This is a genomic window from Pseudorhodoplanes sp. (assembly GCF_050250235.1).
In the GTDB taxonomy this organism is placed as follows: domain Bacteria; phylum Pseudomonadota; class Alphaproteobacteria; order Rhizobiales; family Xanthobacteraceae; genus Pseudorhodoplanes.
The window spans coordinates 60,819-80,566 of record NZ_JBFWPA010000002.1; the positions used below are offsets into that span (position 1 = coordinate 60,819).

Sequence of the window (19,748 nt, forward strand, 5' to 3'; positions counted from 1 at the left end):
CGCGGGCTGCCGTCAACGAAGAAGAGCGGTCTTATGAACATCGTCGCAATCTGCGGAAGCCTTCGGTCCGGATCGTACAATGCGATGCTGGTGCGCACGCTTCCGCTGCTCGCTCCCGAGGGAATGACGATCAGCGCCGCTCCCTCGCTTGCGGACATCCCGCCCTATGACGCGGACGTTCAGGCGGAAGGCTTTCCCCCGAGCGTCGTCGCGCTGGGCGATCTCATCGCGCGGGCAGACGGCGTGATCATCGTCACGCCCGAATACAATTACTCGATGCCCGGCGTCCTGAAGAACGCCATCGACTGGCTGTCGCGGCTTCCGGAGCAGCCGTTCAGGAACAAGCCTGTCGCGCTGCAATCGGCCTCGCAAGGCGCGCTCGGCGGCGCCCGCGCGCAATATCACCTGCGGCAGGTGCTCGTCTTCGTCGAAGCGCTCGTCTTCAACCGTCCGGAAGTGATCATTGCGGGCGTTCAGGGAAAGGTCGCGCCGAACCATGGCGAGATCGCCGACGAGGCCACGCGCGCGATGATCACGCAGCAACTGGCAGCGTTCAACACTTTCGTTCGCGCCGCGAAGCGCAACGCGATCGCATGACGGAAATTCCGGCATGCGTGTGCAGCGCATGCCGGCCACCCGGCCGGGTATGTCGTTGATGACGAGCACAGGAGAGTCGGCATGCTTTGGTTGAGAACCCGTACGAACCCGTTGGCCGGAATGTTCCGGCGGTGGATGGCTCCGGCGTTGCTGGTCGGAACGGTCATCCTTGCGACCGGACTGACTGCGCCGGCTGTGGCGGAAGGCCTGCCATCGCCAATCCGGCTTCTTATTCCGTTCGCGCCCGGCGGCGTCGTGGACCTTGCCGCGCGGCTTCTGGCCGAAGAAATCCAGAAGAAGGAAGGCATCTCGATCATCATCGAGAACAAGCCCGGCGCCAATGGCGCGCTTGCGGCGCGGGCGGTCAAGGCGGCCGAACCGGACGGCAAGACCCTGCTGTTCACCAGTTCGAGCGTCATCACCATCAACCCCGTTCTCTCCAAGGATGCGGGCTACGACCCTGTGACAGATTTCACGCCGGTCGCGATCGCCGCCTATAGCGACATGATCCTGGTCGCCGGCCCGAAGATGAAGGCGACGACGCTCAAGGAATTCATCGCCGAGGCGAAGGCGAGCAACAGCCCGCTGACCATCGGCTCGGCCGGACAGGGCAACACCACGCACGGCTATCTTGAATTGTTCCGCAAGGCCGCAGGCGTCGATATCACTCATGTCCCCTACAAGGGCGGTGCGCCGGCGATCACCGATGTGCTCGGCGGCAATATCGCCGGCGCGGTGGTCGCGCTCAATGTGGCGGTGTCCCATATCAAGGCCGGGACGATGCGAGGGCTTGCAGTGGTCGGCGACAAGCGAAGCGCTGCCGTCCCCGATGTGCCGACCTTCAAGGAATCCGGCTTTGAAGGGCTCACGATCCTCACCTGGCTCGGGTTGATGGCACCGAAGGGCACACCCGATGCGATCGTGCAGAGCCTGTCGAAGGCGGTGGCACACGCGCTGACGACGGAAAGCGTGAAGAGCAAGTTCGCCGCAAACGGTATCGTGCCCTATTCACTTGGCGGAGCGGATTTTGCCAAGGCGATCGGCGAGGAAGGCAGCGCCTGGAAGAAGGCGTTCTGATCACGACCGAACGCCCTGTACGGGTTTGCGCCGGGACCGCGATGACGGTCCCGGCGGCAAGCCGGTGCCCGCCGGCCGATGCAGCACGGCGTCGAGCGATGTGACGATCTTGCGGATGTCCGTCTCGAACCGCTCCAGGAAAAGCCGCGCCGGAGTCGACAGCGTGCGCCGTGCCGGCGTGATGACGATGAATTCCGAATCGAGCGGCGGGTCGACAATCGGATTGATCGTGAACTGGTTTCCTCCGATGTCGTTGACGCAGATCAGACCGGGCAGGATGGTGACGAAATCGCTGCGCGCGACGAAATCGAATGTCGCCATCATCGCATCCATTTCGATCATGCGCTCGATCGCGACATTGTTGCTTTCGAAATAGACCTCGAGGTTGCGCCGCCGGATATTGTCCGGTCCCGGCACCACGATCTTGAGCGGCGCGCAATCGGCAAGCCGCACCGGCTGCAAGGGCTTCCGTCCGGTGGCCCGCCCGCAGATCAGCACCTCGCGGTCGCGCAGGATCAGCCGCGATTTCAGTCCGATGCGACCCTCGAAGGCCGGTACGATCGCGAAGTCCAGTTGATCGCCCAGCACCTGTTCGGTGAGCGTCCCGCTATAGGCCTCCACGATATGCAGCCGCACGTCCGGATGCGCCGGAACGAAGTGCTGCAGGGTCGAAGCGAGAGCGGCGCGGGTGAAGGTCGGCATCAGCCCGATTCGCAGGACGCCGGTGACGGCACCGGTCAGCGCCTTCATCTCCTCGGCGCCCTGGTCGAGGAGGCCGACCGCGTCGACGCAGCGCCGGTAATAGCGAAGGCCCGCCGGCGTCGGTGTCACGCCGGTCGGGGTGCGCTCGAACAGCCGCACGCCGAGCGCCTTTTCCACCGCGGCGACATGCTGTGAAATGCCCGATTGCGTGGCATGCTCGCGCGCGGCCGCACGTGTGAAGGAGCCTTCTTCGCACACCGCGATGATGGCCTGGATCTGTCGGAACGTCGCGGGGCTCGGCATCCGGCTCGGGTTGACCAGCTATCAGGAAAGCTAATGATCTAGGTCAGTTCATATTATTTCATTCGAAGGGGTTGCGCAGCTAGATTCCGCGCGGTGGAGGGACGACCGATGAAGCTTGGCTTTTTCACGATGCCGATCCATGCGCTCGGCAAGGACTGGCGAACATCGCTGAGGGAGGACCGGGAAGCCTTCATTCTGGCCGACGAACTGGGCTTCTGTGAGGGTTACGTCGGCGAACATGCCACCGACCAGGCCGAGAACATCACCTCCTGCACGATCTTCATCGCCTCGCTCATTCATGCGACGAAGCAGATGAAGCTCGGCACCGGCACCGTCAACATGCCGAACAGCCATCCCGCCGCGATCGCTGCGGAAATCGCGATGCTCGACCACATGCTGGACGGCCGCTTCATCTTCGGCATATCGCCGGGCGGTCTTCTCTCCGACGCCGAGGTGTTCGGCAATCTCGACGCCAACCGCAACGAGATGTTTCTCGAATGCATCAATCAGGTGCTGGCGATCTGGGCCGGCGAGCCGCCCTATGATCTGCGCGGCAAATACTGGAATGTGGTGAGCGAGCGCCACTATCTTCCGAAGATCGGTCAGGGCTTCATCCCCAAGCCGCTGCAGCGCCCCCACCCTCCGATCGTGGTGACTGCGGTCGCGCCGTTCTCCAAAGGTGTGACCGAAGCCGCGGCGCGGGGCTGGGAGCCGATCTCGGCGAACTTCCTGATGCCGCAATGGGTCAAGAGCCACTGGCCGAAATATGCCGAGGGCTGCGCACGCGCCGGCCGCCCTGCCGACCCCGCCAACTGGCGCGTGGCCAAGAGCATCCTCGTTGCCGATGACGACAAGACCGCGCGCGACTACGCGACCGCGCCAAACTCGCCCTATCGCTTTTACTACCAGCAGCTCTTCACCAAACTGAAGGCGAATGGCCGCATCGAATTGTTCAAGACGTATCGCGATCAGCCCGACGACGAGGTGACGCTCGATTCGATCTGCGACGAGCTTGTGATCCATGGCTCGCCCGACAAGGTCGCCGACGAAATTCTCGCCTTCCGAGACAAGGTCGGCGATTTCGGAACCCTGCTTTATGCCGGCAAGGACTGGGCGGATCCCGCGCTCGGCAAGCGCTCGATGGTGCTGCTCGCCGAAAAGGTCATGCCGAAGGTGAATGCGGCAATCGGTCCCGATGCGCGTGATGCGGCAGAGTGACCGCATCGTTCGGTGGCCACGCCGATAGGCGTTGCTGTACCGCGATGCGGTCCGGCTTGACCTGATATCCGGATCGGCTTTCTATGGCGCGACAGGTTTGCGCGACGGCATCGCTGCCGTCACAAGACAAGCCGCTCAAAATAGGGAGGAAGGAATGCGATTCGCAAAATGGATTCTTGCTGCGCTGTTCGCGGGCGCTGTAACGACCCAGGCTTTGGCGCAGCAGCCGGTGAAAATCAGGGTATCCTGGACCGCGCCGGTGTCGAACTGGGCCTCGATCCTGATGGAGAAGAAGGATCTCGCGAAGCATCTCGGCAAGTCCTACACCCTCGATCCGGTTCGCTATGCCGGCACGCCGCTGATGATCACCGCGCTCGCCAATGGTGAACTTGACGTTGCAAATCTTGCCTATTCCACGCTCGGCATCGCCATCAAGAATGCCGGCCTCGAAGACTTGCGGGTGATCGGCGACGAGTTTCGCGACGGCGTCGACGGGCGCTACACCAACGAATTTTACGTGCTCAAGGACAGCCCGATCAAGACCGTCGCCGATCTGAAGGGCAAGGTGGTCGCGACCAACGTGTCCGGCAGCGCCGTGGATGTCGCGATGCGGGCAATGCTCCGCAAGGGCGGGCTCGAGAACAAGCGCGACTACACCGTGCTCGAGACGCCGTTCCCGACCATGCGCGCAATGCTCGCGGAAAAGAAGGTCGATCTGATCCCGGCGGTGCTGCCATTTTCGCTCGATCCGGAGCTTAAAAAGATCGCGCGACCACTGTTCAGCCAGCGCGACGCAATCGGCGTGACCGACATGATCATCTGGACGGCGCGCAAGCCGTTCCTCGACAAGAATCGCGCGGCGATGGTCGACTTCATGGAAGACACGATCCGGATCGTGCGCTGGTATCTCGATCCGAAGAACCAGAAGGAAGCGGCCGAAATCGCGGCGCGCATCACCAAGCGCCCGGCCGCCCAGTTCGGATGGCTGTTCACCGAAGCGGACTATTATCGCAATCCGGACATGCTTCCCGATCTGAAAGCGCTGCAGAGCAATGTCAACATCACGAAGGAACTGGGCTTCGTGAAGGACCAGATCGATGTCGAAAAATATTCCGATCTGAGCATCGCCCAGGAAGCGCTGAAGCGGCTGAAGTAAGATTGGGCATTCCGGGGCCGGCCGTAAGGCCGGAACCCGGAATCCAGCAGCAGGGACAGGGCATGTGCGTGGATTCCGGGTTCGCGACTTCGTCGCGCCCCGGAATGACTACACCGTGCTCGGCGCCATCGCCTCCTGATGCCAGATCAGGAGGCGGCGGCGGATCCACGCCATCCCTTTCACCAGCACATAGCCGATGACGGCGATCTCGAGGATGCCGGCGAATACCCCACGCGAGTCCGCGAAACGCGATGCGCCCATCATGGCGCCGCCCAGCCCGTAGCCGCCCATCACCATCTCGGTGAAGACCGCCAGGATCAGCGCGATCGGCAACGCCACCTGCAACCCCGTCAGGATTTGCGGCAGCGCGGCCGGCAGCATGATCTGCCAGAGCAGGGCGCGGTTGCTGGCGCCCATATTGCGGGCGGACCAGAGCAGATATTTGTCGACGCTGCGGATGCCGACGATGGTTGCGGTGATCACGGGGAAGGCCGCGTCCACCACGATCATGGTGATCTTGGAGGCGTCGTAGACGCCGAGCCACAGGATGATGACCGGCAGGAACGCAACCTTCGGCATCGGGAAGCCCACCGACACGATCGGATCGAAGAACCAGCGCACGATCGCGATCCGCGACATCGCCATGCCAAGCGCGACTCCGATGACGGAGGCGATGGCAAAGCCGGCGAGCGCGCGGTAGAGCGTGACGCTGCTGTTGAGCCAGAGGCTGCCGTTCAACGCATCGTCCCATATTCGAACCAGCACCGAGCTCAGCGTCGGGAGCTGGAACGGCGTCACAGCGCCCGAGCGCGCGAACAATTCCCAGGCGATGCCGAGCGCGATGATGGAGCCGGTATGCGCCAGCACCCAGCCGATACGGCCAAGGAGCGTCGGGCGCGCGCCTTCCTGCGGCTGCGATACGGTCACTGTTGCCATCGCAGCATCCGGTTCTGGAACACCTGGTAGGCGCGATCGGCGGCGAAGCCGATGAATGCGACGGTCAGCACCACGGCATACATCGCGCTGTAGGAGCCGTCGGCGCCGAGTGCGCCGATCAGATAGCCAAGCCCCGAGCGCGCAACGATGAGTTCCGAACTCACCAGCAGGATGAACGAAAGCGCCAGCGCCGTCCGAATCCCGTTGAGCAATTCCGGTGTGGCGCTCGGCACCACCACGTCCCAGAGCATGCGCAAGCGGCTCGCGCCCATGCTGCGCGCCGTCCAGACGAGCGCCTGATCGCTGCCGCGCGCGCCGTTATAGGCGCCGATCGCGATCGGCAGCATGCAGCCCAGCAGGATCAGCAGGATCTTGGAGCCGTCGCCGAAGCCGAGCCAGATCACGGTGACGGGAATCAGCGCCGATTTGGGCAGCGGATAGAGCGCCTCGACCAGCGGTCCGAGAACGATCTGCGCCGGCCGCCACCAGGCCATGGCGATCCCCAGCGCCGAACCGATGATGACCGACAGGAACAGTCCGGCGCCGGCACGCCAGAGCGAAGACGCGCCGTTGGTGATCAGTTCGCCGCTTTTCAGCAAATCCCACCAGGACAAGGCGACATCGGACAAAGGCGGCAGCGCCAGCGTGGAAACCAGCTGCAGGCGAGACGCGGTCTCCCACGCGATCGCGATCAGGACCAGCGGCAGATAGCGAAGCGCTGCATTCATGCGGTGCGGGCGCCCTGCATTTTCATGGCCTCTTCACGCACCAGGTTCCAGATGTCGTCCACCTTCTCCGCGAAGGCCTGCGACTTGAACAGGTTCGGGTCCTTGCGGTCGAGCCTGTTATCCACGATGGTCTTGATGCGGCCCGGCCGCGCCGACATCACGGCGATGCGGTCGGCGAGATAGACCGCTTCCTGCACGTCATGCGTAACGAAGATCACGGTCTTCGGCCGGCTTTGCCAGATGTTGAGAAGCTCCATCTGCATGAGATGGCGGGTCTGCGCATCGAGCGCGCCGAACGGTTCGTCCATCAGCAGAATGTCGGGATCGATGGCGAGCGTGCGCGCCAGCGCGGTACGCTGTTTCATCCCGCCGGAGAGCTGCGAGGGGTAGCTGTCCTCGAATCCAGTGAGCCCGACGAGATCGATGAAGTATTTCGCCTTCGTCTCGCGCTCGGCGCGCGGCAGCCTTGCCTTTTCGAGCCCGTAGAGAACGTTGTCGCGCACGGTCTTCCAGGGAAACAGCGCGAAGTGCTGGAACACGATGCCGCGGTCGGGTCCCGGCCGGGATACCGGCTTTCCGTCGACCGACACGGTGCCGGTCTCGATCGGGATGAAGCCGCCGATCAGATACAGAAGCGTCGACTTGCCGCAGCCGGATGGACCGAGCAGAGCCAGAAACTCCTGCGGCCGCACCTCAAGCGAAATCTCCTCCAGTGCGAGCACCGGACGGCCACTTGGCGGCCGGTAGAGATGGCTGACCTTGTCGACGATGATTTGCGGGCGGTCGTTCATGTGCCTTCCATGTTCCTTCCCCGCCGGGCGCTGGAGAATGGGATCAAGCCGCCACCGGTGTCCTCAGCGGGCGCTTTTCGAGGCCGGCCGCAAGATTGTCGATCATCAGCTGACCCATCTCGAGGCGCGTCTCGATCGCCGCAGTGCCGTGATGCGGCTGCAGGATGACGTTCGGGAGATCGAGCAGGCGCTTGTCGAAGTTCGGCGAATTCTCGAACACGTCGAGCGCCGCCCAGCCGAGCCGCTTGCTGGCGAGCGCCTCGATTAGCGCTTCCTCGTCGACGACAGAGCCGCGCGCCACATTGATCAGCGTGCCTTTCGGTCCGAGCGCGTCGATCACGGCGCGCGAAACAAGATGCCGCGTCTCCGGTCCGCCCTTGCACGCGACCATCAGGTAATCGCTCTGGCGCGCCAGCTCCACGACATCGCTGACGTAGGCGTATGGCACGTCCTTCTTCTCGCGCGTCCCGGTGTACAGGACGCGCATGCGGAAGGCCACGGCACGGTCGGCGATGGCGCGGCCGATGCCGCCGAGCCCGATCACGCCGCAGGTCTTGTTGGCGACGCTGCGCCCCAGAGGGATCGGGCCCTTGCTTGCCCATTGCCCGGTCCGCGCATAATGATCGGCAAAAATGATCTGCCGCGCCGAGGCGAGCATCATGCCAATGGCGAGATCCGCCACTTCCGGCCCGATGATGTCCGGCGTGTTGCCGAGCGCGATGCCGCGTTCCTGGATCGCCTTCACGTCCACAAGATCGAGCCCGACGCCGAATACCGACACCGCCTCGAGCTTCGGCAGCCGGTCGAGCATCGCAAGACTGATGCCGCGATTGGCCTCGGTCGCGACGCCGCGTATGCGTGCTGCAATGTCGGCCGGGATATCGTCAGGCTGCGGCATCTTGAAATAATGATGGACATTGTAGCGCCGGTTCAGTTCGGCGACGGTCGCGTCCGGGAAATGCCCGAAGTACAGTATGTCCGGTTTCATCCCGCGTTCCGCTCCCTCTTGCCGCAGTTCATTCTGCGGTCGACCTTGTCTTGCGATGACGGCTAAAGCTCGAACACCTGCTTCGGTGTCTCGTGCAGGCATTCGCCGGGGCCGTCCGGGCCTACGAGATAATTGTCGCAGATCACCGCAAACAGCGACGGCGACTCGTAGCCCGGATGCACGGCCAGGTTCATGCCGGCTTGTATCGTCATGGTTTCGTCGGCACGGATCAGCGGCCGCTCGACCAGGTCGTAACCTTGGCCGTGCGCATACAGCCGCTTCTCGGCATCAAAGCCGCGCGCAGCCATGAACGCGTCATGCGCGGCGGCGATGTCGCGCGCCGGGACGCCGGGCCTGATCTTGGACAGGGTGTGGATCTGCGCCTCTTTCACGGTCTCGAAACCGTCCATTACTTCGTTCGAGGCCTTGCCGAACACCATGGTGCGCGCGATCTCGGTATACATGCCGCCGGGTCCGGCATTCTCGATCAGGAGCGAGAAATGTTCGCCCTCCTTGAGCACGCGGCCCTGCATGTAGCGGTCGACGAAGTTCGAGGCCTCGCCAAGCGGCGCCGATGAACCAAGAAACAGCCCCTGTTCGGAGCCGAGCATCCGCCCCTCATATTGCGCAAGCGCGGTGACATCATTGTCCCGCATGCCGGGTTTGATCTTCCTGCAGACGCGCGCGAAGATCTCGTCCTGCATCTGCGCGCAGCGCCGCACCAGGACCATCTCCTCCTCGCTCTTGATCGCCTTGATCGCGTCGATCTCCTCGGTCGCATCCACGATCTCGGTCTTGCCGGCGAGACCCTGCTCGATCTGCGTGACGAAGCGATAAGGCATGGCGCCCTGCCCCAGCAGGCCGATCCGCTTGTAGCCGCGGCGCTTCAACTCCCCGAGCGCAAGCTCGCCCTGATAGCCGTCGGTATAGGCAATCGAGGTGAAGGCCGGCGTCGTGAGCAGGTCGCCGACACCCCGGTGAATGCCGTGCTGTCCGCCGAAGGAGCGGATGCCGCCGGACGGCCCCATATCGACGACCGTCATCGCATCGCCGGCGTGGAAGATCACGGTGCGCGGATAGCCGTTATAGGCAGGGTAGTCGGTGAACCATTTCACATAGCCGCCGAGCCAGTCGTTGTTGTTCTGCATGACCAGCGCGTCGATCCCGCGCTCGGACATCATGGTGCGCGCAGCCGTCCAGCGGCGATGGAGTTCGTCGGTGGAAATCGGGTTCAGCCTGCGGTCGCTCATGATCGTTTCCTCGGTCGCTCGCATGGGCTGCGGCTGTTTCTACCGCATTGTTGTACAATGCAGTAATGATAACGGACGTAGCCGTCCAGCGGTTCAGATGAACCACGATGCGGTACACGCAATGCGGTGCACGGCATACGGTGCAATGCGATGCACCGAAAATGCGGTGCGCATGCAAGCCGCAGCAAGCGGCGATGCCGAAGGCGCCTTGCGATAATAAGGGCGCGGCAAGCGAGAGAAAAACGGTTTGCCGCTTTGGGCAAAAACCACGCAGACGCTTGGTATCGACGCCCAATAACCGGGCTGCGCAGCAATCCGTCGGTGGTGCCGGCGGCTCGGGCGCGGCGGGGGGCCATCCCGGCCGCCGGCCCATGCTGTTTTTTGCATAATTGACTTCCGGTTCAGCGCCGTGTTGCGATGGCCTCAAAGCCGGGTTGTCGGCTCTGTTTTCCAAATCGGAGGGTTCTATGAAGTTGAAGCTCGTTTTGGCTGCGGCCGGCCTTGCCATGCTGGCCGCGCCTGCATCCGCCCAGACCAAGGTCAATATCGGCATTTCCGGCTGGACCGGCTTCGCGCCGCTGACGCTGGCCAAGGAGGCCGGCATTTTCGCGAAGAACGGCCTTGACGTGACCATCAAGAAAATCCCGCAGGCGAGCCGCCATCTGGCGATCGCCTCGGGCGACATCCAGTGCGCGGCGACGACGGTCGAGACCTGGATTGTCTGGAACGCGAATGGTGTGCCGACAACGCAGCTGTTCCAGCTCGACAAGTCCTACGGTGCCGACGGCATGGTCGTGCGCAACGACGTCAAGGAGATCAAGGACATCAAGGGCAAGACGGTGGCGGCCTCGGCGCCCGGCACCGCGCCCTATTTCACGCTGGCCTGGTTCCTCAAGAAGAACGGTCTCTCGGTGAAGGACGTCAAGGTCGTCAACATGGAACCGGGACCGGCCGCGCAGGCGTTCATCGCCGGCCAGAATGACGTGGCGATGACCTACGAGCCCTATCTATCGGCGGTGCGCGACAAGCCCGAAGCCGGCAAGATCATCAAGACCACGCTCGACTATCCGATGGTGATGGACACCTTCGGCTGCACCCCGGACTTCATCGCCAAGAACGAAGCTGCGGTGAAGGCGCTGGTGAAGAGCTATTTCGAGGCGCTTGAGATGATCAAGAAGGATGAGCAGAAGGCCTACGAGATCATGGGCGCCGACGTGAAGCAGGATGCCAAGAAGTTCGGCGAATCGGCCAAGTATCTGCGCTGGCAGGACCAGGCCGCCAACAAGGCCTTCTTCGCCGGCGAGTTCAACACCTTCTCGAAGGAAGCCGCCGAATTGCTGCTCGAGATCGGCGTGATCAAGAAAATCCCGGATCTGACCAAGCTCGCCGATCCGCGTTTCGTGCAGTGATTTTCTTCCCTCTCCTCGCGGTTGCGGGGAGAGGGTGACTGCCTGCGAGCCGGGTGAGGGGGATTGAAAATCATGCATCCGCTCGTCCCCGCGAAGGCGGGGACCCAGCCCTTGTCTCTGGATTCCCGCATTCGCGGGAATGAGCGGAGATACGTTCCGATCCGTCTGCGGAAACGTTGACCCCATGCGTCCCCTCGCACCCGTATCCAATGCCGCACGCGCTCTGCTGGGCATCGCGTTCTTCGTTCTGTTCGTCGCGGCCTGGGCGATCGCGACGCACGGCGGATATGTGTCGCCGACCTTCCTTGCGAGCCCCCTCACCATGCTGCAGGAGGGCTACGACCTCCTGACCAAGTATGATTTCCATTTCGACATCGGCATCACCATCTGGCGGGTGGTCGGCGGCTTCACGCTGGCTGCACTGGTCGCGGTGCCGCTCGGCATCCTGATGGGTGCCTACAAGCCGATCGAAGCGTTTCTCGAGCCGTTCGTCTCGTTCGCGCGCTACCTGCCGGCATCCGCCTTTATTCCGCTGCTGATCCTGTGGGCCGGCATCGGCGAGTTGCAGAAGCTGCTGGTCATCTTCATCGGCTCGGTGTTCCAGATCATTCTGATGGTGGCGGTCACGGTAGCCAGCACGCGCCGCGATCTGGTCGAGGCGGCGCTGACGCTCGGCGCGCGCGACCGCGGTATTCTCGGCCGTGTGCTGATCCCGTCATCGGCGCCCGACATCGCGGAAATCCTGCGTCTCGTTTTGGGCTGGGCCTGGACCTATGTGATCGTGGCCGAGCTGATCGGGTCGTCGTCGGGTATCGGCCACATGATCATCGACAGCCAGGCGCTGCTGGCGACCGGGCAGATGATCTTCGGCATCATCGTGATCGGCATCATCGGGCTGATTTCGGACTATCTGTTCAAGGCGGCGAACCGCAGGCTCTTCCCGTGGAGCCAGATTTGACCAAGCTCCGCATCGAGAATGTCTCGCGCACCTTTCCGGGCCTGCATGGCGGGCCGCCGACCCGGGCGCTGGAGCCGACCAATCTCGACATCGCCGACAACGATTTCGTCACCATCCTCGGGCCATCCGGCTGCGGCAAATCCACGCTGCTGCGCCTGGTCGCCGGACTCGATACGCCGACGACCGGAAAGATATTGCTTGACGGCAAGCCGGTCACCCGGCCGGGACCAGATCGCGGCATGGTGTTCCAGTCCTACACGCTGTTTCCATGGCTAACGATCTCCGAGAATGTCGCGTTCGGTCTGCGCGAAAAGGGCGTCCCGGTCGGCGAGCGCAACGCCATCGTCGGCCAGTGGCTGGAGCGCGTCGGCCTGCAGAGCTTCGCCCGGCATTATCCGAAACAGCTCTCCGGCGGCATGCAGCAGCGCACCGCGATCGCGCGTGCGCTCGCCAACGGGCCGGAAATCCTGCTGCTCGACGAACCATTCGGCGCGCTCGACAACCAGACTCGTGCGCTGATGCAGGAATTGCTGCTCGGCATCTGGGAGCGCGAGCGCAAGACCGTGCTGTTCGTCACCCATGACATCGAGGAATCGATCTTCCTTGCATCGCGCGTGCTGGTGATGAGCGCGCGCCCCGGCCGCATCAAGGCTGACCTCTCGGTGACGCTGCCGCATCCGCGGCATTACACGATCAAGACCTCGCCGGAATTTTCCGAACTGAAGGCGCGGCTGACCGAGGAAATCCGCGCCGAGGCCGTGCTGGCCGCGGAAGCGCATTGATTCCGCTTGTCGCCCCCGCGAAGGCGGGGGCCCATATTCCAGAGTAGTGGCTATGGGTCCCCGCGTTCGCGGGGACGACCGTCAAAGCTGACCGTTCTGCGGGGATCGCGACGGCGCGCCACTACCGCATCCACTTGCGCACCACGTGCTGTCCGATCAGCACCGCCACGATCAGCAGCATTCCCAGCACGATCACCAGCGCCATGTATTCCTGCGCGACCGCGACCACGATGGCTGTCGCCAGCAGCAGGATGCCGACCAGCGCGAAGCTCCATTCCAGGTGAATGCCGGCCAGCAGGCAGCCCAGCGCGAGCAGCAGCATCGAAGACAGGCTCGTCGTGATCGACGTCTGTTCGCCGCTCCTGCGGAAGAAGCTGAAATCGATTGCGATCGTGACACCGACGGCGAGCCAGTGCAGGACCTGCCGGATCACCGTGCGGTCGAGCGTGCCGGTGCGCATCCACGCGGCCGCCGTGCAGATCAGGCCGAACACCGGCACCAGCCACAGCCAGTATTTCTCCGCCCATGACACGTTGGCCAGAGTCGCGCCGGCGCCGATCAGGGCGAGCACGATCATTGCGACGGCGAACATGGCGGCGATGGTGACCGGTACGCCGGCGATGGTGGCGATGCGCTCGGGCGGGATGTCCGGAGAGCGGGAGGGGAGGTCGTCGGTCACTTGTCGCCTCTCTGCTGCACGCTTCTATCGACTCGCGCTTTCTGTCCCTGGTCGTCCCCGCGAAGGCGGGGACCCATATCCCAGAGCGGTGGCTATGGGCCCCCGCTTTCGCGGGGGCGACCGCTCAGAGGCTTGGCAAATTCAGCCCCTGCTGCTTCGCCCAGTCGATCGCCTCGTCATAGCCGGCATCGGCGTGGCGCATAACGCCGGTCCCCGGATCGTTCCAGAGCACGCGCTCCACGCGCTTGCCGGCTTCCGGCGTGCCGTCGCACACGATCACCATGCCGGCATGCTGCGAATAACCGATACCGACGCCGCCGCCGTGATGGATCGACACCCAGGTCGCGCCGCTCGCGCAATTCAGAAGCGCGTTGAGCAGCGGCCAGTCCGACACCGCGTCCGAGCCGTCCTTCATCGCCTCGGTCTCGCGGTTGGGCGAGGCGACCGAGCCGGAATCGAGATGATCGCGGCCGATCACGACCGGGGCCTTCAGTTCGCCCTTGGCCACCATCTCGTTGAACGCCATGCCGATGCGGTGGCGGTCACCGAGACCGACCCAGCAGATGCGTGCCGGCAGCCCCTGGAAGTGAATGCGCTGCCGGGCCATGTCGAGCCAGTGATGCAGATGCCTGTCGTGCGGCATCAGCTCCTTCACCTTGGCGTCGGTCCTGTAGATGTCCTCCGGATCGCCCGACAGCGCCGCCCAGCGGAACGGGCCGACGCCGCGGCAGAATAGCGGGCGGATGTAAGCCGGCACGAAGCCCGGAAAATCGAACGCATCCGTCACGCCCATGTCGAGTGCGCGCTGGCGGATGTTGTTGCCGTAATCGAGCGTCGGGATGCCCTGCTTGTGGAAATCCAGCATCGCGCGCACATGCACGGCCATGCTTTCCTTCGCGGCCTTTTCCACGGCCTTCGGATCGCGCTCACGCTTCTCCTGCCATTCGGCGAGCGTCCATCCGGCCGGCAGATAGCCGTTGATCGGATCGTGCGCCGAGGTCTGGTCGGTGACCACGTCGGGCTTGACGCCGCGCCGAACCAGTTCGGGATACATCTCTGCCGCATTGCCGAGCAGCGCGACCGACACTGCCTTCTTGTCCTTGCCGGCGCGCTCGAGAATGGTCAGCGCCTCGTCGAGGTCCTTCGCCTGCATGTCGACATAGCCGGTGCGCAGTCGCATCTCGATCCGCGACGGCTGGCATTCGATCGCCAGCATCGACGCGCCGGCCATGGTCGCGGCCAGCGGCTGCGCGCCGCCCATGCCTCCGAGGCCGGCGGTCAGTATCCATTTGCCGGCGAGGTTGCCGCCGAAATGCTGGCGGCCGACCTCGACGAAGGTCTCGTAGGTGCCCTGCACGATGCCCTGCGAGCCGATATAGATCCACGAGCCCGCGGTCATCTGGCCGTACATCATCAGGCCCTTGCGATCGAGCTCGTTGAAATAATCGAGCGTCGCCCAGTGCGGCACGATGTTGGAATTGGCGATCAGCACGCGCGGCGCATCGGCATGGGTCCGGAACACGCCGACCGGCTTGCCGGATTGCACCAGCAGCGTCTCGTCACCCTCGAGCGCCTTCAGCGAGGAGACGATGCGATCGTAACTCTCCCAGTCGCGCGCGGCACGGCCGATGCCGCCATAGACCACAAGTTCGTGCGGTTTCTCGGCGACATCCGGATCGAGATTGTTCATCAGCATGCGAAGCGGCGCCTCGGTCTGCCAGCTTTTGCAGGACATCACCGGACCGCGCGGGGCGCGAATGATGCGGTCGTTGTCGAGGCGCTTGGACATGGATGGGAGCTCTTCAGTTCTATTGATCGAGCAGGCAATTCCGCAGTCGTCCCCGCGAAAGCGGGGACCCATAACCACTGCTCTGGAATATGGGTCCCCGCTTTCGCGGGGACGACCAGTATAACTTAGCTGTCCAGCGCCGGAAGCAAGTCATTTCCGACTACATCGATCAATGCGCCGGTTGTCACGAGTTCGGTGGCAGTCTCGATGTCGGGCGCCATCTTGCGGTCGGCTTCGAGTTTCGGGACATGACGCCGCAGCAGCGTACGCGCGCGCTCCAGCGCCGGGCTCGAGACCAGCGGCACGTGGAAGTCGCAGCCCTGCGCCGCCGCCAGCAATTCGATCCCCGCGACATGCGCGGCATTTCGCGCCATGCCAATCAGACGACGGGCGCCATGCGCGGCCATCGACACATGGTCCTCCTGATTGGCGGAGGTCGGGATCGAGTCCACGCTGGCCGGCATCGCCTTCTGCTTGTTTTCAGAGACGAGCGCCGCCGCCGTCACTTGCGCGATCATGAATCCGGAATTCAGCCCCGGCTGCGGTGTCAGGAACGCCGGCAGGCCGGACAGCGCCGGATCGGTCAGCATCGCGACGCGGCGCTCGGCCAGCGAACCGATCTCGCAAATGGCAAGCGCCAGCATGTCGGCGGCGAAGGCGACCGGCTCGGCGTGGAAATTGCCGCCGGAAATCACCTCGCCATTATCCGTCATCACCAGCGGATTGTCCGAAACGCCGTTCGCTTCAATGGCCAGAGTTTCGGCAGCCTGCCGCATGACGTCGAGGGCCGCGCCCATCACCTGCGGCTGGCAGCGCAGGCAGTACGGGTCCTGGATGCGATCGTCGATATTGCGGTGCGAGGCGCGGATGCCGCTGCCATCCATCAGTTCGCGCAAGGCGGCGGCCACGTCGATCTGCCCGCGATGGCCGCGCAAGGATTGTATGCGCGCATCGAAGGGCGTGTCCGAGCCGCGCGCCGCATCGGTCGCCAATGCGCCGGTGATCAGCGCCGACTGGAACACGCGCTCGATCTCGAACAAGGCGGTGAGAGCCTGGGCGGTGGAGAATTGCGTGCCGTTGAGCAGCGCGAGCCCTTCCTTCGGCCCGAGCACGACAGGTTCGAGCCCGGCGCGGCCGAGCGCATAGACCGCGGGCATGCGCTCGCCGCCATAGAACGCGTCGCCTTCCCCGATCATGGCCGCGGCAAGATGAGCCAGCGGCGCCAGATCGCCCGACGCCCCGACCGAGCCTTGCGCCGGGATCGCCGGGATCACGTTTCCGGCGAGCATGCCGCTCAAAAGCTGCAGGGTCTGGTGCCGCACGCCCGACGCGCCTCTTCCGAGGCTGACGATTTTCAGCGCCATCATCAGCCGCGCGACGCGGGCGGGGACCAGATCGCCGACGCCTGCCGCATGCGACAGTACCAGATTGCGCTGCAGCGTTTCCAGATCGCGGTCGGCGATCCGCACATTGGCGAGCTTGCCGAAACCGGTATTGATGCCGTAGACCGCCTCGCCCTTTTTCACGATGGCCGCGACAACTGCCGCGCCTTCGTCGACGCGCGTCAATACAGCGGGCGACAGCGAAAGCCCTGCGCCACGTGCCAGTGCGCGCCAGGCGGACAACGGCAGCGCGTCGCCTGCAAAAGTGATGTCTGTCATTTACTTTCCGTTCCGCACCCGCGCATGCAGGGGATTGAGCCCGAGCCGGTAGACCAGTTCGGCCGGTCGTTCGACATCCCAGATCGCAAGATCGCAGGCCTTGCCAGCTTCAAGCGTGCCGATCTCGTCGAGCTTGCCGAGCGCACGCGCGGCTTCGCGCGTTACACCGGCGATGGCTTCTTCCACGGTGAGACGGAACAGGGTCGATGCCATGTTCATGGTCAGAAGCAGCGACGTGATCGGCGAGGTGCCGGGATTGCAGTCGCTCGCAATGGCAATGGGAACCTTGTGACGGCGCAGCGCATCGACCGGGGGCAATTGCTTCTCGCGCAGCACGTAGAACGCGCCCGGCAGCAGTACCGCGACGGTGCCGGCTTGCGCCATCGCCGCAATCCCGGTCTCGTCCGTGTATTCCAGATGGTCGGCGGACAGCGCGTCGTAGCGGGCGGCCAATGCCGCGCCGTGCAGGTTCGACAATTGGTCGGCATGCAGCTTGACCGGCAGGCCGCTCGCCTTTGCCGCGTCGAACACGCGGGCGGTCTGTTCGGGCGAGAACGCGATGCCCTCGCAGAAGGCATCGACCGCATCGGCCAGTCCCGCCTGCTTGATCTGCGGGATCATGGCGCAGACCTTGGCGATGAACGCATCCTTGTCGTGTGCCTCCGGCGGCATGGCATGCGCGCCGAGAAATGTTGTGGCCACGCCGATGTCGCGCTCGCGGCCGAGCCTTCGCGCCGCGCGCAGCATCTTGGTCTCGGTCACGAGATCGAGGCCATAGCCGGACTTGATCTCGACGGTGGTGACGCCTTCCGCCAGCAAGGCATCCAGTCGCTTCAGCGACTGCGCAACCAGCGCGTCCTCGCTCGCCGCGCGCGTGGCCTTCACGGTCGAGACGATGCCGCCGCCGGCGCGGGCGATCTCCTCGTAGCTCGCGCCTTTCAAGCGCAGCTCGAATTCGTGTGCGCGGTCGCCGCCATAGACGATATGCGTGTGACAATCGATCAGTCCGGGTGTGATCCAGCGGCCATCGAGCTTGACGGTCGTTGCCGCGTCCCAGCCGGTCGGCAGGCCGGATTCCGGACCGACAAAGGCGATCCTGCCGTCCTTCGCTGCAACCGCACCGGTCACTTCACCGAGCGCGGCGGCTTGCGGGGCAAGGGTGGCAATCCGGGCATCGCGCCAGATGGTGTCGAAACGCATAGGTTATGCCTCTGCCGTCATTCCGGGGCGCTTGCGGAACCGGACTTCGTCCGCGCCCCGGAATGACTGCTATAGAGATATAAGGGTGGCAGCAGCCGCATGTCGAGCGAGGCTGAATTGCGCGCATATCTGCTTGAAAAGGCGCTGCTTCCGTCAGGTTGGGCGGAGCATGCGCTGGTCGAGGTCGGCGATGACGGCCTGATCGCGCGGGTGACGACGGGTGACGCGCCGGCCGACGCCGAGCGGGTGGCCGGCATTGCCCTTCCGGGCATGCCGAACCTGCATTGCCACGCGTTCCAGAAAGGCATGGCGGGCCTCGGCGAGCGGCGCGGACCCTCTGGCGACAGCTTCTGGACCTGGCGCGAAGTGATGTACCGGTTTCTGGGGCAACTGACGCCGGACGATGTCGAGGCGATCGCGGCCTATGCCTATATGGAGATGCTGGAGGCCGGATTCACAACCGTCGGTGAATTCCACTATCTGCATCACGACCCGGCCGGGCGGCCTTATGCCGATATCGGCGAAATGGCCGCACGCATCGCTGCGGCGAGCGTCGCATCCGGGATCGGTCTGACCCTGCTGCCGTCACTCTATACCTACGGCGGCTTCGGCGGCGCCGCGCCCAATCCCGGACAGATTCGATTCATCAATCCGACCGATCGCTTTGTCCGCCTGATGGAGCGCTCACGCGCTATCGTGGCGGCGCTGCCCGGTGCGGCGATCGGGATCGCGCCACATTCGCTGCGCGCGGTATCGACCGGCCAGTTGCGGGAAGTCGCGGCGATCTTCGCCGACGGGCCGGTGCATATCCATGCGGCCGAGCAGACGAAAGAGGTGGACGATTGCGAGGCCAGCCTCGGCGCGCGGCCGGTGCAATGGCTGCTGGACGAGATGGGGATCGACCAGCGCTGGTGTCTGATCCACGCGACCCACATGACCGACGACGAGACCAGGCGTCTTGCCCGGTCCGGCGCGGTCGCGGGCCTGTGTCCGCTGACCGAAGGCAGTCTGGGCGACGGGATCTTCAATGGCGAGACATTTCTCGCAGCGCAAGGCCGCTTCGGGATCGGCACCGATTCCAACATCCAGATCGATGCGCCGGCAGAATTGCGCCAGCTCGAATATTCGCAGCGCCTGAAGGCGCGCGCCCGCAACGTGATGACCACCACAGAGGGCGAGTCGACCGGGCGCTCGCTCTATACGCGGGCGCTTGCGGGCGGCGCGCAGGCGCTGGCGCGGCCGATCGGCGCGCTGGCGGCCGGATATCGCGCGGACATCGTGGTGCTGGATGCGGATCATCCCGATCTCGCCGGCGCATCGAGCAACGATATGGTGCTGGATATCCTGATTTTTTCCGCGGGCCGCGGCCTGATCCGGACGGTGCTGGCAGGCGGCAAGATCGCGGTCCGGGAGGGTCGCCACCATGCGCGGGACGCGATTGCCCAAGAATACCGCAGCATAGTGTCGCGTCTGGCGAAAGGCTGACGCAGGCCGGTGGATCGCGTCACATGACTGTCATGCCGC

The 19,748-nt window shown here is 64.2% G+C and carries 18 protein-coding genes; 8 read left to right on the forward strand and 10 right to left on the reverse strand.

Annotation, left to right across the window (positions count from 1 at the left end):
- The first annotated feature begins 33 nt into the window (after positions 1–33).
- Both AB7F49_RS01495 and AB7F49_RS01500 read left to right on the forward strand, forming a co-directional pair.
- On the forward strand, positions 34–597 hold the full coding sequence (locus AB7F49_RS01495) for an NADPH-dependent FMN reductase (RefSeq protein ID WP_428519581.1): 564 nt from the start codon (positions 34–36) through the stop codon (positions 595–597).
- Positions 598–678: 81 nt separating this feature from the next.
- A complete protein-coding gene (locus AB7F49_RS01500; protein WP_428519583.1) occupies positions 679–1,674 on the forward strand; it encodes a Bug family tripartite tricarboxylate transporter substrate binding protein in 996 nt (331 codons plus the stop codon).
- On the opposite strand, the gene AB7F49_RS01505 is transcribed toward AB7F49_RS01500, so the two are convergent.
- On the reverse strand, positions 1,675–2,679 hold the full coding sequence (locus AB7F49_RS01505; protein ID WP_428519585.1) for a LysR family transcriptional regulator: 1,005 nt from the start codon (positions 2,677–2,679) through the stop codon (positions 1,675–1,677). It abuts the gene before it with no gap.
- Between the two features lie 108 nt (positions 2,680–2,787).
- Between AB7F49_RS01505 and AB7F49_RS01510 the strand changes: the two genes are divergently transcribed.
- Positions 2,788–3,897 carry an LLM class flavin-dependent oxidoreductase gene (locus AB7F49_RS01510; protein WP_428519587.1) on the forward strand — a complete coding sequence of 370 codons (1,110 nt, stop codon included), beginning with the start codon at positions 2,788–2,790 and terminating at the stop codon, positions 3,895–3,897.
- Between the two features lie 154 nt (positions 3,898–4,051).
- Positions 4,052–5,053: an ABC transporter substrate-binding protein gene (locus AB7F49_RS01515; protein ID WP_428519589.1), complete on the forward strand. Its 1,002-nt coding sequence runs from the start codon at positions 4,052–4,054 to the stop codon at positions 5,051–5,053.
- A gap of 108 nt (positions 5,054–5,161) precedes the next feature.
- On the opposite strand, the gene AB7F49_RS01520 is transcribed toward AB7F49_RS01515, so the two are convergent.
- The 5 genes from AB7F49_RS01520 to AB7F49_RS01540 all read right to left on the reverse strand — a co-directional run bounded on the left by AB7F49_RS01520 (position 5,162) and on the right by AB7F49_RS01540 (position 9,746).
- On the reverse strand, positions 5,162–5,989 hold the full coding sequence (locus AB7F49_RS01520; protein ID WP_428519591.1) for an ABC transporter permease: 828 nt from the start codon (positions 5,987–5,989) through the stop codon (positions 5,162–5,164).
- Complete coding sequence (locus tag AB7F49_RS01525) at positions 5,977–6,717, reverse strand: ABC transporter permease (RefSeq protein WP_428519593.1); 741 nt, start codon at positions 6,715–6,717, stop codon at positions 5,977–5,979. The genes AB7F49_RS01520 and AB7F49_RS01525 overlap by 13 nt, the downstream gene beginning before the upstream one ends.
- A complete protein-coding gene (locus AB7F49_RS01530; RefSeq protein ID WP_428519595.1) occupies positions 6,714–7,508 on the reverse strand; it encodes an ABC transporter ATP-binding protein in 795 nt (264 codons plus the stop codon). The genes AB7F49_RS01525 and AB7F49_RS01530 overlap by 4 nt, the downstream gene beginning before the upstream one ends.
- A 43-nt stretch (positions 7,509–7,551) precedes the next feature.
- Positions 7,552–8,496, reverse strand: a complete 945-nt coding sequence (locus AB7F49_RS01535) for a 2-hydroxyacid dehydrogenase (RefSeq protein ID WP_428519596.1) — start codon at positions 8,494–8,496, stop codon at positions 7,552–7,554.
- A 62-nt stretch (positions 8,497–8,558) separates the two neighbouring features.
- The gene (locus AB7F49_RS01540) at positions 8,559–9,746 is read right to left on the reverse strand and encodes a M24 family metallopeptidase (protein ID WP_428519598.1); all 1,188 of its coding nucleotides are present in this window, start codon (positions 9,744–9,746) and stop codon (positions 8,559–8,561) included.
- A gap of 467 nt (positions 9,747–10,213) precedes the next feature.
- On the opposite strand from AB7F49_RS01540, the gene AB7F49_RS01545 reads away from it, so the two are divergent.
- The 3 genes from AB7F49_RS01545 to AB7F49_RS01555 all read left to right on the forward strand — a co-directional run bounded on the left by AB7F49_RS01545 (position 10,214) and on the right by AB7F49_RS01555 (position 12,895).
- Positions 10,214–11,155 (forward strand): ABC transporter substrate-binding protein, encoded by a 942-nt coding sequence (locus AB7F49_RS01545; protein ID WP_428519600.1) that lies wholly within the window; start codon positions 10,214–10,216, stop codon positions 11,153–11,155.
- Positions 11,156–11,339: 184 nt separating this feature from the next.
- Positions 11,340–12,113, forward strand: a complete 774-nt coding sequence (locus AB7F49_RS01550) for an ABC transporter permease (RefSeq protein WP_428519602.1) — start codon at positions 11,340–11,342, stop codon at positions 12,111–12,113.
- On the forward strand, positions 12,110–12,895 hold the full coding sequence (locus tag AB7F49_RS01555; protein ID WP_428519604.1) for an ABC transporter ATP-binding protein: 786 nt from the start codon (positions 12,110–12,112) through the stop codon (positions 12,893–12,895). Before AB7F49_RS01550 ends, AB7F49_RS01555 begins: the two co-directional genes overlap by 4 nt.
- Positions 12,896–13,016: 121 nt before the next feature.
- Here AB7F49_RS01555 and AB7F49_RS01560 read toward each other — a convergent pair whose 3' ends face one another.
- The 4 genes from AB7F49_RS01560 to hutI form a co-directional block, all read right to left on the reverse strand.
- Positions 13,017–13,574 carry a hypothetical protein gene (locus AB7F49_RS01560; RefSeq protein ID WP_428519606.1) on the reverse strand — a complete coding sequence of 186 codons (558 nt, stop codon included), beginning with the start codon at positions 13,572–13,574 and terminating at the stop codon, positions 13,017–13,019.
- A 124-nt stretch (positions 13,575–13,698) separates the two neighbouring features.
- Positions 13,699–15,363 (reverse strand): urocanate hydratase, encoded by a 1,665-nt coding sequence (gene hutU / locus AB7F49_RS01565; protein ID WP_428519608.1) that lies wholly within the window; start codon positions 15,361–15,363, stop codon positions 13,699–13,701.
- A gap of 125 nt (positions 15,364–15,488) precedes the next feature.
- Complete coding sequence (gene hutH, locus AB7F49_RS01570) at positions 15,489–17,024, reverse strand: histidine ammonia-lyase (protein ID WP_428519610.1); 1,536 nt, start codon at positions 17,022–17,024, stop codon at positions 15,489–15,491.
- Positions 17,025–18,224: an imidazolonepropionase gene (gene hutI / locus AB7F49_RS01575; RefSeq protein ID WP_428519612.1), complete on the reverse strand. Its 1,200-nt coding sequence runs from the start codon at positions 18,222–18,224 to the stop codon at positions 17,025–17,027.
- 99 nt (positions 18,225–18,323) lie between these two features.
- On the opposite strand from hutI, the gene AB7F49_RS01580 reads away from it, so the two are divergent.
- The gene (locus tag AB7F49_RS01580; RefSeq protein ID WP_428519614.1) at positions 18,324–19,709 is read left to right on the forward strand and encodes a formimidoylglutamate deiminase; all 1,386 of its coding nucleotides are present in this window, start codon (positions 18,324–18,326) and stop codon (positions 19,707–19,709) included.
- Positions 19,710–19,748 lie beyond the last annotated feature (39 nt).

Excerpts from the sequence above, each read along its gene's own strand:
- hutI (WP_428519612.1), bottom strand. The coding sequence starts at position 18,224 with ATGCGTTTCGACACCATCTGGCGCGATGCCCGGATTGCCACCCTTGCC.
- AB7F49_RS01495 (WP_428519581.1), top strand. The coding sequence starts at position 34 with ATGAACATCGTCGCAATCTGCGGAAGCCTTCGGTCCGGATCGTACAAT.
- AB7F49_RS01580 (WP_428519614.1), top strand. The coding sequence starts at position 18,324 with ATGTCGAGCGAGGCTGAATTGCGCGCATATCTGCTTGAAAAGGCGCTG.
- AB7F49_RS01500 (WP_428519583.1), top strand. The coding sequence starts at position 679 with ATGCTTTGGTTGAGAACCCGTACGAACCCGTTGGCCGGAATGTTCCGG.
- AB7F49_RS01530 (WP_428519595.1), bottom strand. The coding sequence starts at position 7,508 with ATGAACGACCGCCCGCAAATCATCGTCGACAAGGTCAGCCATCTCTAC.
- hutH (WP_428519610.1), bottom strand. The coding sequence starts at position 17,024 with ATGACAGACATCACTTTTGCAGGCGACGCGCTGCCGTTGTCCGCCTGG.
- AB7F49_RS01540 (WP_428519598.1), bottom strand. The coding sequence starts at position 9,746 with ATGAGCGACCGCAGGCTGAACCCGATTTCCACCGACGAACTCCATCGC.
- AB7F49_RS01535 (WP_428519596.1), bottom strand. The coding sequence starts at position 8,496 with ATGAAACCGGACATACTGTACTTCGGGCATTTCCCGGACGCGACCGTC.
- hutU (WP_428519608.1), bottom strand. The coding sequence starts at position 15,363 with ATGTCCAAGCGCCTCGACAACGACCGCATCATTCGCGCCCCGCGCGGT.
- AB7F49_RS01550 (WP_428519602.1), top strand. The coding sequence starts at position 11,340 with ATGCGTCCCCTCGCACCCGTATCCAATGCCGCACGCGCTCTGCTGGGC.
- AB7F49_RS01545 (WP_428519600.1), top strand. The coding sequence starts at position 10,214 with ATGAAGTTGAAGCTCGTTTTGGCTGCGGCCGGCCTTGCCATGCTGGCC.
- AB7F49_RS01525 (WP_428519593.1), bottom strand. The coding sequence starts at position 6,717 with ATGAATGCAGCGCTTCGCTATCTGCCGCTGGTCCTGATCGCGATCGCG.
- AB7F49_RS01515 (WP_428519589.1), top strand. The coding sequence starts at position 4,052 with ATGCGATTCGCAAAATGGATTCTTGCTGCGCTGTTCGCGGGCGCTGTA.
- AB7F49_RS01510 (WP_428519587.1), top strand. The coding sequence starts at position 2,788 with ATGAAGCTTGGCTTTTTCACGATGCCGATCCATGCGCTCGGCAAGGAC.
- AB7F49_RS01520 (WP_428519591.1), bottom strand. The coding sequence starts at position 5,989 with ATGGCAACAGTGACCGTATCGCAGCCGCAGGAAGGCGCGCGCCCGACG.
- AB7F49_RS01505 (WP_428519585.1), bottom strand. The coding sequence starts at position 2,679 with ATGCCGAGCCCCGCGACGTTCCGACAGATCCAGGCCATCATCGCGGTG.